Consider the following 14,037-nt stretch of genomic DNA (forward strand, 5'->3'; position numbering starts at 1 on the left):
GGCGTAAGCCGCCTTTTTTACACCCTGTGCTCTTGCCTTTCTGCATCGCCTCTCATTCTACGTGCCAGGCTATAAGCTGTGTAAAGTCACTTCATCAGAGAGGAACGGATATGACAGGCAAGGCATTAGTCATTGGCGCATCGCGCGGCATCGGGCTGGCGGTGGTCAAAGCGCTGGCGGCAAAAGGTTATCAGGTAACGGCAACTTATCGCAGCAGCGCGCCGGAAGCGGAAGCGCAGTGGCACGAGCTGGATATGACGCATCAGGATCAGGTGCGAGAGCTGGCGGCGCAGCTCAAGGGCGAGACCTTTGACGCGATCCTGATCAATGCGGGCATTTCAGGCCCGTCGCATCAGAACCTGCTGCAGAGCAGCGACGCCGAGCTGGCGCAGCTTTTTCTGACCAACGCTATCGCGCCGGTACGCAGCGCAGAAACCCTGCTGCCGCTGCTGGCGAAGCAGAATGGCGTTATTGGCTTCACCACCTCAATCCTCGGCAGCCTGAACGAGAACGATACGGCGGCGATGCCGATTTATTCCGCCAGCAAATCGGCGCTCAATATGCTGAGTCGCGCGCTGTTGCCGCAGATTAACGAGCATAACGCGACGCTGTTGTCGCTGCATCCAGGCTGGGTGAAAACCGATATGGGCGGCGAATCCGCGCCGGTGACGGTGGAGCAGAGCGGCGAGGGGCTGGTGCAGCAGCTGGAGGCGTATCGCGGACGCGGCGGCCACCACTACGTGGACTATGCCGGACAGCTACTGCAGTGGTGAATCATGGCGCGTCAGCGCCTTTTTTGCATCTGTAGCGGCGAAACACTAAACTCGCGGCATAGTCTGACAAGGAGTTCGTATGTCTCAGTCCCTTCAGCGTAAGCCGCTGCCGCTGCCAGGCGGCCATAACAAAGTCCTGCTGCACTCCTGCTGTGCGCCCTGTTCAGGCGAGGTCATGGAGGCGATGCTCGCATCCGGCATCGACTACACTATCTTCTTCTATAATCCCAATATCCATCCGCTGAAAGAGTATGAGCTGCGCAAAGAGGAGAACATCCGCTTTGCTGAGCAGTTCGGCGTGCCCTTTGTTGACGCGGACTACGATCGCGATAACTGGTTTGAGCGCGCAAAAGGGATGGAATGGGAGCCGGAACGCGGCGAGCGCTGCACCATGTGTTTTGATATGCGCTTTGAGCGCACCGCGCTTTATGCCCATGAACACGGTTTTCCCGTTATCACCAGCTCGCTTGGCATCTCGCGCTGGAAGAATATGCAGCAAATCAACGACTGCGGCGTGCGTGCCGCGTCGCGCTATCCCGATATGCTCTACTGGGAGTTTAACTGGCGCAAAGGTGGCGGGTCGGCGCGTATGATCGAAATCAGCAAGCGCGAGCGTTTTTATCAGCAGGAATACTGCGGCTGCATCTATTCGCTGCGCGACAGCAATCGTCATCGCGTCGCCAACGGGCGTGAACGTATCAAGATCGGCGTGCAGTATTATTCGCCGGATGAAGAGTAGAGGAATAAAGGGCGGCGATTATTGCCCTTTATTCCCGACGGCTGCGCAGGCATTCAGCGCAAGCCATTGCGCGCTTCATCCGTGTCGATATTACGGATTTCCAGGCGAGCCGAAGTAAAACGCGTGGAATGACCGGCCGCTGGCTGCGCCTGGCGGCAAAGCTCACACGGATTCGTATTGCCTTCCAGCTGCGCCTGCGTTTGCGCGTCCAGCTGGCGCTTTCGACAGACGTAAGGCGTACAGCCCATTACCTGTTTAAACGATCGCGTAAAAGACTGCTGGCTTTCAAAATGGTATTTCATCGCCAGCGTAATAATGGGCGTAGAACTGCTTTTGAGCGCATGAACACAGGCGGCCAGCTTTCGCTGACGGATATAGCGCGCCAGAGTTTCGTTACGGCAACGTGCAAAAAGTTTTTGCAAATACCATTTTGAATAGCCTGACTTTTCGGCAATGTCATCTATGCTAAGTCGCTGATCAAGATGACTATTGATCCAGTCAGTAATGCTATCAATCACTTCTTCGTTATATTTTTTCTCACGCATAATCAACCTCATCAAACTGTGTTATATAGTGTAGGGAATTTAATGTTTCTCTATACGTGGCTTCGGTAAAGAAATATCAGAAAAAGCATGTTTATTTTTTTCAAGAGGAGCGATATCGGTAATTATTAGCAAAAGATGATGAAAGTTAATTAGTGGTTTCGGTAAATAAATAAAAGAATAAATAAAAGTGACGGTAATGTTTGGCTTTGCTGTGAACTCTTTAGCGGTTCTTTAATATCGATAACGCGTATCGTTTAAATTGCCTCTGCCGCAGGCGCAATCCAGCAGGCGAAATAAGCCAAAGCCCGCTACGCTTCTTGCTATAAAAATCATCGACATGACACAGCGCAACAATACGTCCGGCTTTTGCGCGTGTCACACTGCCGCTCTTTTCCACATGGAGATCATCGCATGCGTCCGACCTCTGGCCTGAAAAAACCGCTTGCTGCTTTGCTCGCGTCAGTCACTCTGCTTAGCGCTGCGCCCGCGCTGGCTGCCAGTACCTATGGCGAGCAGCTGGAAGGCTTTCACTATCCCTTCCCGCTACAGCGCTTTAACTTTTCCTCCCAGCAGCAGCCGCTCAGCATGGGCTACATGGATGTAAAACCAGCCAGCCGCGCCAACGGCCAGACGGTCGTGCTGCTCCACGGCAAAAATTTCTGCGGCGCGACATGGGAAGAGAGCATACGCGCGCTGAGTCAGGCGGGTTATCGCGTCGTCGCGCCTGACCAGATCGGCTTTTGCAGCGCCAGCAAACCGGCTAACTATCAGTACAGCTTTCAGCAGCTGGCGGATAATACGCATCAGCTTCTGGCTCATCTCGGTATAAAGAAAGCGGTTATCGTTGGCCACTCTACCGGCGGCATGCTGGCTACGCGTTATGCGCTGATGTACCCCGACGAGACGCAGCAGCTGGTGCTGGTGAATCCTATCGGGCTGGAAGACTGGAAAGCCAAAGGCGCGCCATGGCGCAGCGTCGATCAGTGGTATCAACGCGAGCTGAAGCTCGACGCGGCGGGCATCAAAAAGTATGAGCAGCACACCTACTACAGCGGGCAGTGGAAGCCGGAATATGACAAATGGGTCGATATGCTGGCGGGCCTGAACGCCGGGCCGGGGCACGAGAAAGTCGCGTGGAACTCGGCGCTGATCTACGACATGATCTTTACCCAGCCGGTGTTTTATGAGTTCGGCGATCTGAAAGTGCCGACCACGCTGATGATCGGTACGGCCGATACCACCGCCATCGGCAGCGATATCGCCTCGGCGCAGGTAAAAGCGAAGCTGGGCCACTACGATGTGCTGGGCAAAGAGGCGGCGAAGCGTATTCCCGGCGCACGCCTGATTGAATTCCCCGGCATGGGCCATGCGCCGCAGATGGAGGCGCCTGCGCAATTCAACCAGACGCTGATCGCGGCGTTAGCGCACCGCTAAATTCACGCCTGCGCTTTTTTACTCTTTTTAGCGGCGTACATGCGTGCGTCGCTCCCCTCCAGCATCCGCTCCAGGCTTTGCGGGTGGGCGGCGTTAAACTCGACCACGCCCGACGAGAAGCGCAGCGCATAGCGACGATTCAGGCTGCTGGCCTGCTGCTGTAGATAACGCTCAAAGTCAGCCAGCAGCGCTTCCGCTTCCGGCTGACGCAGCCCGTTAAACAGCACGACGAATTCATCGCCGCCCAGTCGTGCGAAAAGATCGTGATGGCTAAAGCAGACCTTCATCGCGTCGGCGAAATCCATCAGCGCGCGGTCGCCTTCGCGATGGCCGAGGGTATCGTTGATCTGCTTAAACTTATCGAGATCGAGAAACGTCAGGCTGGCTGGACGCTGCTTTAACAGACAGTCGTTAAGCACCAGCTGGCCAAGGGTCATAAAACCGCGACGGTTAGTGATTTGCGTGAGTTCATCGCAGGTCGCGGTCTGAAAGGCCGCCAGCTCAGCTTCTGCCAGCGCCGCCAGGTCGCGCAGCGTTGCACGATCGTCGGCGCTGAAATCGCGCGGCTCGGGGCCGAGAATACAGAGCGTGCCGACGTTAACGCCGCCTGGCCCGCGCAGCGGACAGCCAGCATAAAAACGAATATGGGGCTCGCCGGTCACCAGCGGGTTATCGTGAAACCGCTCGTCGTTAAGCGTATTTTCCACCACCATGATGTCGTCCTGCAAAATAGCGTGACCGCAAAACGAGATATCGCGCGGCGTGCTCCGGGCGTCATAGCGGCCAGAAACAGATTTGAACCACTGCTGGCTGGCTTCCACCAGGCTGACCAGCGCCACGGGCGTGTTAAACAGACGACGCGCCAGACGCGTCAGGCGGTCAAAGCGCTCCTCCGGTGGCGTATTAAGGATTTTTATCTCGTGCAGTTCGGTAAGGCGTTGCGCCTCATTAGCCGGGTACTGAGGTGCTTTCATCGCGGTACTCTTATCGTTATTTATGCAGGTGAAGCGAAACTGGTGTGGCCACAAGGGCTAAAAGAGATCCTGCCGTCATTGAGACAGCAGGATCTCAGGCGGGATCAGAGCACTTTTTGTTCTGCAAGATCAAGGGCGAAATAGCTGAAAATCAGGTCGGCGCCGGCGCGTTTAATCGCGCCCAGGCTTTCCAGCACCACGTTACGCTCGTCAATCGCGCCCGCCTGAGCGGCGAATTTGATCATCGCGTATTCGCCGCTGACCTGATACGCCGCCAGCGGCAGCTCGGTGCGGTCGCGGATTTCACGCAGCACGTCAAGGTAGGCGCCGGCCGGTTTCACCATCAGCGAATCCGCGCCTTCAGCAGCGTCGATCAGCGACTCGCGAATCGCTTCGCGGCGGTTCATCGGGTTCATCTGATAGGTTTTGCGGTCGCCTTTCAGCGCGGTGCCGGCCGCTTCGCGGAAGGGGCCGTAAAACGACGAAGCGAACTTGGTGGAATAGGACATGATGGCGGTCTGGGTAAAGCCCGCCGCGTCCAGCGCCTGACGGATCGCCTTAACCTGACCATCCATCGCCGCCGACGGCGCAATAAAGTCCGCGCCCGCCGCCGCTGCCACTACTGCCTGCTTGCCGAGATTAATCAGCGTCGCGTCGTTATCGACGCCGTGGTCGCACAGCACGCCGCAGTGGCCGTGGCTGGTGTATTCACAGAAACAGGTGTCGGACATAACGATCATTTCCGGCACCGTCTCTTTACAGATGCGCGACATGCGCGCCACCAGGCCGTTTTCATTCCAGGCATCGCTGCCGGTAGCGTCGGTGTGGTGCGAGATACCGAAGGTCATCACCGAGCGAATGCCCGCTTTGGCGATACGCTCAATTTCATAAGCAAGACGCTTTTCCGGAATGCGCATTACGCCCGGCATCGCTTCAATCGCTTTGTAATCATCAACGCCTTCCTCAACGAAAATCGGCAGCGCCAGATCGTTCAGGCTGAGGGAGGTTTCCTGGAAGAGTTCACGCATCGCCGGGCTGGAACGCAGCCTTCTTGGACGCTGGAGCAGAGAAAAATCAGACATATTCATTCTTACGCAGGTGAAAAAAGTAGCGTTAGTCTACTCCTTTTAACGCGCGGAAATGAAGAATGTGTGCGGCGATGGTAGAAATAGCGCGGAACGCTTTGCGCTTATCAGCCTGCCAGCTACGCAAAAAAAAAGCCCGCCTTGCGGCGGGCATTAAAGGCTTTATTCGTTGATGTCGGGATGCTGCTGCACCAGATTTTTACGCTTTGCCTCAAGGCGGGCAATCTCTGCGTCGATATCTTCGATTTTTTGCTCGATGTTGTCGTGATGCTCCTGAAGGATTTCACGCGCTTCTTCGAGGTCAGAAGCGGCAGGCGTCGCGCCGCGCAGCGGTTTATTCGCCGTCTCTTTCATATAAATGCCGGTAATCAGGCCGATCACCGCCACCACCATCAGGTAGTAGGCTGGCATATAGAGGTTATTGGTCGTTTCTACCAGCCATGCTGCGAGCGTCGGGGTCAGACCGGCAATCAGTACGGAGATGTTAAAGGCACTCGCCAGCGCGCTGTAGCGGATATGGGTCGGGAACATCGCTGGCAGCGACGATGCCATGACGCCGGTAAAGGCGTTGAGGATCACCGCCATCAGCAGCAGACCGGCGAAAATCAGCCCCAGCACGCCGCTGTTAATCAGCATAAATGCCGGAATGGCGAAGATCAGCAGCGCGATGCTGCCAATAATCACGAAAGGACGACGGCCGAAGCGGTCGCTCAGCATCCCCATCACCGGCTGCACAAACAGCATGCCAAGCATAATCGCAATGATGATCAACACGCCGTGATCTTCCGAGTAGTGCAGGTTATGCGACAGATAGCTCGGCATGTAGGTCAGCAGCATGTAGTAGGTGACGTTAGTGGCGATCACCAGACCGATACAGGCAAGCAGGCTTTTCCAGTGCTTGCTGGCGATCTCTTTAAACGACACTTTCGGGCCGTCGCGCAGGCCTTCACGGTCGCCTTGCTCCAGTTTCTCAACGTGCTGCTGGAAGGCCGGGGTTTCTTCCAGCGCGTGGCGCAGGTAGAGGCCGATAATGCCGAGCGGCAGCGCGAGGAAGAACGGCAGACGCCAGCCCCATTCCATAAACTTCGCTTCGCCGATAATCGCGGAGATCAGCACGACGATGCCCGCGCCGAGCACGAAGCCTGCGATTGAACCGAAGTCGAGCCAGCTGCCCATAAAACCGCGTTTACGGTCGGGCGAATATTCAGCAACGAAGATCGAGGCGCCGGTATATTCGCCACCCACCGAGAAGCCCTGCGCCATTTTGGCTAACAGCAGCAGAATCGGCGCCCAGATGCCAATTGAGGCGTAAGAGGGTATCAGACCAATACAGAAGGTACTGATCGACATAATTACAATGGTGATAGAGAGGATTTTCTGGCGACCATACTTATCGCCCAGCATGCCGAAGAAAAGGCCGCCCAGCGGGCGAATCAGAAAGGGAACAGAGAAGGTACCGAGCGCGGCGATCATCTGAACGCCTGGCGACGCATCGGGGAAAAAGACTTTACCCAGCGCGTAAGCAACAAAGCCGTATACGCCAAAATCGAACCATTCCATCGCATTGCCCAGCGACGCAGCGGTAATGGCTTTGCGCAAACGGGCGTCATCAATAATAGTGACGTCATCCAGCCCAATAGGTTTGACACGCTTCCTACGTAATTTCATAGATTTACCCTGTAATAGCACATGAAAGTCCTCAAGGTCGCGAACCGGTTGAACGAAACAGTCCGCGGCATTGAGAAAATTTAAGCATAGCCGTTCGGCAGAATTTTCCACTGGCTACTATGCGCAATAATTAGTGTTGAAATTATTGCGACAAGTGGCAGAGTATACCGTTTTTTATTGATATTTGTCATGTTTGGACTGATAGCGGCCTTTTTTGCCGACGATAGCGGCTAAGCCAGCGATGAGATAAAGCAGTAAAAAAAGCGGTTTTACGACAGCGGTTTTTTCTCAAAATGTAGTGGCGATTAATCTGGCGCAGGCGCGTCTGCCTCCGGACGATGAAAAACCTGTGCGGCAGGGCGTTGATCTCAGACACAGCCCAGCTTGCCGCTATGGCGTTATTCAGTAATACTTTGCCCCTCACTGTCAATGGAGGATCGATGGTAAGGAAAGAGACTGCGCCCTTTGAAAACCCCTGGCTGTCAGCCATCGACAGTACAGAAAAGAAACTTACCCGCTACGCTTCGTTTAACCCACTTAATTCTGTGTCAGAGACGCCGTTCAGCGTCTGGCTTGCCCGCCATCCGCTGGCCCCTTTGGCGCAAAAAAGGCCTGTCCGCGCAAACGATTGGCTTTGCGACAGAAACGCGCAGCGCAGCCCGGTGAAGGCGCTGCCGGAAGCAGAGTATCAGCAGCTGATGCCGACGCTGGCGCGTATCAACCAGCGATTAGCGGCGAGAAAAAGCGCGATAACGCCGACACAATGCCCGGATGAGAGCGTTGAAGTGGCGCTGCGCGCAGTAAGAAAGCTGCGCGCAGGGCGGCTAAAGCAGTGAGCGCAGCGGCTGATGTCGCAGCCAGGCGGCGATATCCTCGACCGCCTGAGTAAAGTAGCGCCGGTAGTTACTGTCGGCGACATAGCCCAGATGCGGCGTCGCCAGCACGTTCGGCAGCTGCCGCAGCGGATGATCGGCGGGCAGCGGCTCCGTATCGAATACGTCCAGCGCAGCGCCAGCCAGCCGACCCGAACGCAGCGCGGCGATCATCGCCTGCTGATCCACCAGGCCCGCGCGCGAGGTGTTTACCAGCAGCGCGCCCGGCTTCATCTGCGCCAGCGCGGCGCCATCCAGCAAATGATGCGTACGCTCGCTTAACACCAGATGTATCGACACCACATCACTCGCCGCCAGCAGCGCCTGCAGCGACGGCATCAGCGAAGCGCCGCACTGCGCCGCGCGCTCGGCGGTGAGGTTCTGGCTCCAGGCGCAAACGCGCATGCCAAACGCCAGCGCCACCTTCGCCATCCCGCCGCCGATCTTACCCAGCCCAATCAGCCCGAGGGTTTTACCCTCAAGCCCGATTCCGAGATGCTGTTGCCAGGGGCCGTTGCTGCGCAGCGCCTGATTCTCCGCCACGATATGGCGCGCCAGCGCCAGCAGCAGACCCCAGGTCAGCTCCAGCGGCGGCGCGCTGCTGCTCTCGGTGCCGCATACCGCGATGCCGCGCGCGCGGCAGGCTTCAAGATCGATGGCGGCATTTCGCATGCCGGACGTAACGATAAGTTTCAGGCGCGGCAGGCGCGCCAGACGGGCGGCAGTAAGCGGGGTGCGTTCGCGCATTGCCACCAGAATATCGCTGTCGGCAAGCGCGGCGATAAGCGGTTCATCATCGGCGATATGTTGCTGCAATGAGCGGGTCTGGACAGCGGGCTGTAGCGAAGACCAGTCGGCCAGCGTCAGCGCTACGTTCTGATAGTCATCAAGAAGGGTGCAGTTGAGCGTCATCAGGTACCTCTGTGCGCATCGGCTGATGTTGATGCTTTGTGAGCCAGTCGATGAACGTGACGTTATCCATAGGCAAAGCATAATAGTAGCCCTGAATAAACGTTACGCCGCGCTGGCGCAGATAGAGATACTGCAACGACGTCTCCACGCCTTCGCCCAGCACTTCCAGCTGCAGCTTATGGCTGAGCGTGATAATCGCATCCAGCACCGGCGTTTCCCCCGACAGCGACTCAATGGCGTTGATAAAGCCACGATCGATTTTCAGGTAGTCCAGCGCGAAGTTTTGCAGATAGCTCAGCGAGCAGTGTCCGGTGCCGAAATCATCGATTGCCACCTTCATCCCGTCGGCGCGCAGACGATCGAGCTTTCTTGCCACGTCTTCGCCATCTTTAATCAGGCTGCGCTCAGTCAGCTCCAGCGTAATCTGCAGCGCCTTATGTTTGATTCTATCGGCAAAATTGACCATATCCTCAACGAAGGCCGGGTGTTGCAGATGATCGGCGGCGACGTTGATGCCGATATGAAAGCCAGGGTCAATTTTCCACTGCTGGACATCTTCGGCGATAAGGTCGAGCAGGTGACGCGTCAGCGGCACAATCATGCCTTCCGCCTCGGCGGCGCTGATAAAGATATCGGGCCGGATCGCGTCGCCGTTCGGCAGCGTCCAGCGCAGCAGCGCTTCGGCGCCGGTACAGGTTTGGGTCTGGTTGTTGTAGACCGGCTGGTAGTGCACAAAGAACTGACGCGCACTGATGGCGCGGCGGATCTCATCACGCCAGGAGATGCGACGCTGCAGCCAGTTGGCGGTCAGCACCATCAGCAAAATAGAGAGGATCGCCGTCATCGGCAGGAAAATAAAGGTCACCTGTCGCCAGGCGCGCATGATCTCCGCGCCGGGCGTCTCGATTGTCACGCTAATGGGATAGCGGGTCGACTGCGCCTGATAGGTTTGATCGCTAAAAAGGCTGGCGTGGAGCGGCGTCGTGTTTCCCGCGGAGATCGGCGCGCCGTCGCTAAAGCGCATACTGAGGCGGTAACCGCGCGACTCGCCGATGGCGCTCATAAAATCAATCAGATACTGGCCGTCGATAATCGCCCAGAAACTCTGGTTATCCGCCAGCTGCCGCACAAAAATCACCGCCGGACGCTGCGGTACGGCAGCCGTACCGGCGAGAGAGAGGCTCCACCAGGCTTTGCCGGTTACCGGCGGCGCGCGCCGCATCATTTCGCTTAAGGTGCCGGGATTCATGCCATAAGCGGAGGAGCAGGTAATTTTTTGCCCCTCCAGTTTGCCGATGGCGCGGAAATAGGCGTTGAGGTTGCCGGCGCGCTGCAGTTCATCCTCAAACGCACTGCAGGGCTGATATTGAAAACGACGTAGCCAGGTAATCATATCCCAGGCGCTGTCGCTCATCTTTTCCGCCTGCGAGAGCAGCGTACTGGCGGCGCTGAGCTGCTGCTGCTGAACGGTGTGCCGCGCGTCGATAGCGGTAAACAGGATGCCGAGCAGCAAGGGCAGCACCCCGGACAAAATAATAATTATTCTGGCGTAGTCGCGTTTTCGTTTTAACGGCGGCACCGCGAATTCCTCTGAATGTGAATGCGTCTGTGAGGAGGTGCAAATTTAATCAGCGCAGCATAGCACGCCCTCAGGCCGTGCAGGGTAGCGTTTTGCTCCGGTGAGCAGGTGATACAGATCAATTATCGACCGCGCTTTGCATTTATTGACAATGTTTTGCCGCTTTTGGTATTTCCCAGCGGCAAAAATGCCGTGTCACCATGACGCCACACTGAATCGCGGAAAAGAGGCGTATATGAGTATGGCAACCCTGGCATCAACTTCCCTTCAACAGCGCCTTTCCGATGCGGAATGGCAGGCGCGCGTTAAGCTGGCGCAGGCTTATCATCTGGCGGCGAAGCTGCGCTGGACCGATCATATCTACACCCACTTTTCGCTGCGCGTGCCGGGCGATCTGCCGCACTTCCTGATTAACGCTTACGGGCAGACCTTTGACGAGATCCAGCCGGAAACGCTGGTCAAGATCGATATCGACGGCAATGTCATCGACGATCCCACCGGGCTGGGGATCAATCCGGCAGGCTTCGTGATCCACAGCGCCATCCATCGCGCCCGCCCGGATGCGCATGCGGTTATGCATACGCATACGGCAGCGGGCATCGGCGTGTCGGCGCAAAAGCAGGGGCTGCTGATGATCTCCCAGCACAGCACGCGTTTTCACAGTCGCGTCGGCTATCACGATTACGAAGGGATCGCGCTCGATCTCGACGAGCAGCAGCGCATCGTAGCGGATCTCGGCTCCCTGAACGCGCTGATCCTGCGCAACCACGGCCTGCTGACGGCGGGCGGCAGCATCGAAGAGGCGTTTTATAACCTCTACTATCTTGAGCGCGCCTGCCAGGCGCAGCTGGCCGCGCAGTCAGGCGGCGTGGAGCTGATTATCCTGCCGGACGCGGTGGCGGAAAAGGCGGCGCAGGCGTTTGATAACAGCATCCGCAACAAAAAGTATCAGCTGCACTGGGATGCCTATATTCGCCAGCTCAACCGCAACGCGCTGTAAGGAGCGGCAATGAACAGACTCAAGGTATTTGCGGCGGCGCTGCTGCTGGGCGCCAGCGCGCTGGCGCAGGCGGCGCCCGATCTCAGCGAAGTGACGCTGGTGCTGGGCGATCAGGCGCGCAATTTGCGCTCGCTGGTGGAGGCGTCCGGCGTACTCAAAGATGCGCCCTATCACTATCGCTGGGCTAATTTTCAGGGCGCGGCGCCGCTGTTTGAAGCGCAGCGCGCCGGCGCGGTCGATACCTCTTATGCGGGCGATCTGCCGGTGCTGATGGCGGCATCCGGCGGCGTGCCGCTGAAAATCATCGCCACCAACGTCGGCGACGCGGGCGCAAACGGGGTGATTGTGCCCGCCGATTCGCCGGTGCGCAGCGTAAAGGAACTGGCGGGCAAAGAGGTGGTGGTATCGTCGGCGCGTGGCAGCATTTCGCAACATCTGCTCTATGAAGCGCTGGGCGAGGCGAAGGTACCACGCGACAGCGTGTCGGTGCGCTTTGTGCTGCCGACCGACGCCAGCGCCGCCTTTAACGCCGGGCAGATTGGTGCCTGGGCGACCTTTGATCCCTATCTCGGCATCGCTGAGCAGCATGGCGCGCGCCTGCTGCGCGACGGTACGGGGTTGACCACCGCGCTCTCCTTCGTGACCGCTACCCGGCAGTCGCTGGACGATCCCGGCAAGCGTGCCGCGATCGCCGATTTTGTCCAGCGGCTGGCGAAAGCGCGCGCATGGGCGCTGACCCACAAGGCGGCCTACAACCAGGTTTATGCGCAGCTGACGCGCCTGCCGCCCGCCGATGCGGAGAAAATTACCGCGCGCATTTCTCACGGCATTCGCGCCGTGACGCCAGAGGATATTGCGAAAGTACAGAAGGTGTCGGATCTCTTCAGCGAGCTGAAGATTTTGCCGAACAGGGTAGACGTGGCGGCGATTACCGATCGCACTCTGTTTCCAGAGTAAGTGAGAGGCCAAAAGCTGGCTGGAACGCTCCGCCGGTAAGCGATGGCGCGAATAGCAGGCATCTGGCACACGTTGATGCGCATCTCATCCCTGAGGTGCGCATATTACGCCAGCGCTCTGCGTTTCTGTCCTGGCCCTTCGGCCATGCCTGCTGCTGTCACTGATATTACCGATCGTTGAACAGCGTCTGGCGTAGCGCCAGCTCGACGCCGCGCAGCTCCGCCAGCCCTTTCAGGCGGCCAATCGCCGAATAGCCTGGGTTGGTGCGCTTGTGCAGATCGTCGAGCATCTGATGGCCGTGATCGGGACGCATTGGAATGGCATCTTTCTCTCCCGCGCGCCGACGGCGCTGCTCCTCCGCCAGAATCACCCTGATCACGCCAACCATATCGACATCGCCCGCCAGATGCGCCGCCTCATGGAAACTGTTGGGATTGGCTTCGCGCTGCGTGGCGCGCAGGTGGATGAAATTGATGCGGTCTGCGAACCGCTCCGCCATCTGCGTCAGATTGTTATCGGCGCGCACGCCGTAAGAGCCGGTGCAGAAACAGAAGCCGTTATGCAGGCTGTCCACCGTCTCCTTCAGCCACTGCATATCCTCCTCGGTGGAGATAATGCGCGGCAGGCCGAGAATAGGGCGCGGCGGATCGTCCGGATGCACTGCCAGTTTGATGCCGACCTCTTCGGCGACCGGCACGATAGCGCGCAGGAACGTCGCCATATGTTCGCGCAGCTTCGCCTTGTCGATGCCGTCATACTGCGCCAGCTGGGCGCGGAACTGATCCAGCGTATAGCCCTCTTCCGCGCCCGGCAGGCCAGCAATAATATTGCGTGTTAACAACGCTTTGTCATCGTCGCTCATGGCGGTGAAGCAGCGTGCAGCGGTCTCTTGTTCCGCCGCTGAATAATCCTCTTTTGCGCCGGGACGCTGCAAAATATGCAGCTCGAAAGCGGCGAAAGCGTCCGCGTCAAAGCGCAGCGCTTTTGCGCCGTCCGGTAGCGTCCAGGCGAGATCGGTGCGCGTCCAGTCGAGCACCGGCATAAAGTTGTAGCAGACCGTCTCGATGCCGCAGGCCGCCAGGTTGCGTATCGACTGCTGGTAGTTGGCGATATAGCGCTGATAGTCGCCGCGCTGCGTCTTGATCGCCTCGTGCACCGGGATGCTCTCTACCACCGACCAGACCAGATTCTTTTCAGCCAGCAGCGCCTGACGCGCTTTAATCTCATCAACCGGCCAGACTTCGCCGTTCGGAATATGGTGCAAAGCGGTAACGATACCGGTCGCGCCTGCCTGACGCGCATCGTCTAACGAAACCGGATCGTTGGGGCCGTACCAGCGCCATGTATGTTCCATTTTTACTCCTTAGTCGCAAATTTGGCCCAGTGGTCAGGCCGCTGGGCCAAGAGTATGCTACCCTGCCGGGAAAGGCCGTGATCGCGATCGCAGCGCAGTGAATTGCGTCTGTCGGAAAGGGCACACGGCTTGTGCTACGCTGCAC

Annotated in this window: 13 protein-coding genes; 6 read left to right on the plus strand and 7 right to left on the minus strand. The window is 57.8% G+C overall.

Annotation, left to right across the window (positions count from 1 at the left end; all coding sequences use genetic code 11):
- Positions 1-110 precede the first annotated feature (110 nt).
- Together MHZ89_RS17240 and MHZ89_RS17245 are read left to right on the plus strand one after the other, a co-directional pair.
- Positions 111-773: an SDR family oxidoreductase gene (locus tag MHZ89_RS17240; RefSeq protein ID WP_311784024.1), complete on the plus strand. Its 663-nt coding sequence runs from the start codon at positions 111-113 to the stop codon at positions 771-773.
- Positions 774-852: 79 nt separating this feature from the next.
- On the plus strand, positions 853-1,512 hold the full coding sequence (locus MHZ89_RS17245) for an epoxyqueuosine reductase QueH (protein WP_311784025.1): 660 nt from the start codon (positions 853-855) through the stop codon (positions 1,510-1,512).
- Positions 1,513-1,565: 53 nt separating this feature from the next.
- Here the strand turns inward: MHZ89_RS17245 and MHZ89_RS17250 are convergent, their stop codons facing one another.
- Complete coding sequence (locus tag MHZ89_RS17250; RefSeq protein WP_311784026.1) at positions 1,566-2,057, minus strand: helix-turn-helix domain-containing protein; 492 nt, start codon at positions 2,055-2,057, stop codon at positions 1,566-1,568.
- Between the two features lie 411 nt (positions 2,058-2,468).
- Here MHZ89_RS17250 and MHZ89_RS17255 point away from each other — a divergent pair, with 411 nt between their 5' ends.
- Positions 2,469-3,491 (plus strand): alpha/beta hydrolase, encoded by a 1,023-nt coding sequence (locus MHZ89_RS17255; RefSeq protein ID WP_311784027.1) that lies wholly within the window; start codon positions 2,469-2,471, stop codon positions 3,489-3,491.
- A 2-nt stretch (positions 3,492-3,493) separates the two neighbouring features.
- Here the strand turns inward: MHZ89_RS17255 and MHZ89_RS17260 are convergent, their stop codons facing one another.
- From MHZ89_RS17260 to proP, 3 genes are all read right to left on the minus strand, one after another.
- Entirely contained in the window at positions 3,494-4,465 is a 972-nt protein-coding gene (locus MHZ89_RS17260; protein ID WP_311784028.1) for a sensor domain-containing diguanylate cyclase, read from the minus strand.
- Between the two features lie 104 nt (positions 4,466-4,569).
- On the minus strand, positions 4,570-5,547 hold the full coding sequence (gene hemB, locus MHZ89_RS17265) for a porphobilinogen synthase (RefSeq protein WP_120457378.1): 978 nt from the start codon (positions 5,545-5,547) through the stop codon (positions 4,570-4,572).
- Between the two features lie 165 nt (positions 5,548-5,712).
- Complete coding sequence (gene proP, locus MHZ89_RS17270) at positions 5,713-7,218, minus strand: glycine betaine/L-proline transporter ProP (protein WP_311784029.1); 1,506 nt, start codon at positions 7,216-7,218, stop codon at positions 5,713-5,715.
- Between the two features lie 440 nt (positions 7,219-7,658).
- Here proP and MHZ89_RS17275 point away from each other — a divergent pair, with 440 nt between their 5' ends.
- Entirely contained in the window at positions 7,659-8,054 is a 396-nt protein-coding gene (locus MHZ89_RS17275; RefSeq protein ID WP_311784030.1) for a hypothetical protein, read from the plus strand.
- On the opposite strand, the gene MHZ89_RS17280 is transcribed toward MHZ89_RS17275, so the two are convergent.
- Complete coding sequence (locus MHZ89_RS17280) at positions 8,043-9,002, minus strand: D-2-hydroxyacid dehydrogenase family protein (RefSeq protein ID WP_311784031.1); 960 nt, start codon at positions 9,000-9,002, stop codon at positions 8,043-8,045. The genes MHZ89_RS17275 and MHZ89_RS17280 overlap by 12 nt on opposite strands.
- Complete coding sequence (locus MHZ89_RS17285) at positions 8,977-10,581, minus strand: EAL domain-containing protein (RefSeq protein WP_311784032.1); 1,605 nt, start codon at positions 10,579-10,581, stop codon at positions 8,977-8,979. Before MHZ89_RS17285 ends, MHZ89_RS17280 begins: the two co-directional genes overlap by 26 nt.
- A gap of 235 nt (positions 10,582-10,816) precedes the next feature.
- Here MHZ89_RS17285 and MHZ89_RS17290 point away from each other — a divergent pair, with 235 nt between their 5' ends.
- Both MHZ89_RS17290 and MHZ89_RS17295 read left to right on the plus strand, forming a co-directional pair.
- Positions 10,817-11,581, plus strand: coding sequence for a class II aldolase/adducin family protein (locus MHZ89_RS17290; RefSeq protein WP_311784033.1), 765 nt, complete (start codon positions 10,817-10,819; stop codon positions 11,579-11,581).
- A 9-nt stretch (positions 11,582-11,590) separates the two neighbouring features.
- Entirely contained in the window at positions 11,591-12,538 is a 948-nt protein-coding gene (locus MHZ89_RS17295; RefSeq protein WP_311784034.1) for an ABC transporter substrate-binding protein, read from the plus strand.
- A gap of 166 nt (positions 12,539-12,704) precedes the next feature.
- Here MHZ89_RS17295 and uxuA read toward each other — a convergent pair whose 3' ends face one another.
- The gene (gene uxuA / locus MHZ89_RS17300; protein ID WP_311784035.1) at positions 12,705-13,892 is read right to left on the minus strand and encodes a mannonate dehydratase; all 1,188 of its coding nucleotides are present in this window, start codon (positions 13,890-13,892) and stop codon (positions 12,705-12,707) included.
- Between the last annotated feature and the right edge of the window lie 145 nt (positions 13,893-14,037).

This window comes from Pantoea sp. ACRSB (assembly GCF_022346905.1).
In the GTDB taxonomy this organism is placed as follows: Bacteria; Pseudomonadota; Gammaproteobacteria; order Enterobacterales; family Enterobacteriaceae; genus Pantoea; species Pantoea piersonii.

Excerpts from the sequence above, each read along its gene's own strand:
- MHZ89_RS17260 (WP_311784028.1), bottom strand. The coding sequence starts at position 4,465 with ATGAAAGCACCTCAGTACCCGGCTAATGAGGCGCAACGCCTTACCGAA.
- MHZ89_RS17240 (WP_311784024.1), top strand. The coding sequence starts at position 111 with ATGACAGGCAAGGCATTAGTCATTGGCGCATCGCGCGGCATCGGGCTG.
- proP (WP_311784029.1), bottom strand. The coding sequence starts at position 7,218 with ATGAAATTACGTAGGAAGCGTGTCAAACCTATTGGGCTGGATGACGTC.
- uxuA (WP_311784035.1), bottom strand. The coding sequence starts at position 13,892 with ATGGAACATACATGGCGCTGGTACGGCCCCAACGATCCGGTTTCGTTA.
- MHZ89_RS17290 (WP_311784033.1), top strand. The coding sequence starts at position 10,817 with ATGAGTATGGCAACCCTGGCATCAACTTCCCTTCAACAGCGCCTTTCC.
- MHZ89_RS17245 (WP_311784025.1), top strand. The coding sequence starts at position 853 with ATGTCTCAGTCCCTTCAGCGTAAGCCGCTGCCGCTGCCAGGCGGCCAT.
- MHZ89_RS17295 (WP_311784034.1), top strand. The coding sequence starts at position 11,591 with ATGAACAGACTCAAGGTATTTGCGGCGGCGCTGCTGCTGGGCGCCAGC.
- MHZ89_RS17250 (WP_311784026.1), bottom strand. The coding sequence starts at position 2,057 with ATGCGTGAGAAAAAATATAACGAAGAAGTGATTGATAGCATTACTGAC.
- MHZ89_RS17280 (WP_311784031.1), bottom strand. The coding sequence starts at position 9,002 with ATGACGCTCAACTGCACCCTTCTTGATGACTATCAGAACGTAGCGCTG.
- MHZ89_RS17255 (WP_311784027.1), top strand. The coding sequence starts at position 2,469 with ATGCGTCCGACCTCTGGCCTGAAAAAACCGCTTGCTGCTTTGCTCGCG.
- hemB (WP_120457378.1), bottom strand. The coding sequence starts at position 5,547 with ATGTCTGATTTTTCTCTGCTCCAGCGTCCAAGAAGGCTGCGTTCCAGC.
- MHZ89_RS17275 (WP_311784030.1), top strand. The coding sequence starts at position 7,659 with ATGGTAAGGAAAGAGACTGCGCCCTTTGAAAACCCCTGGCTGTCAGCC.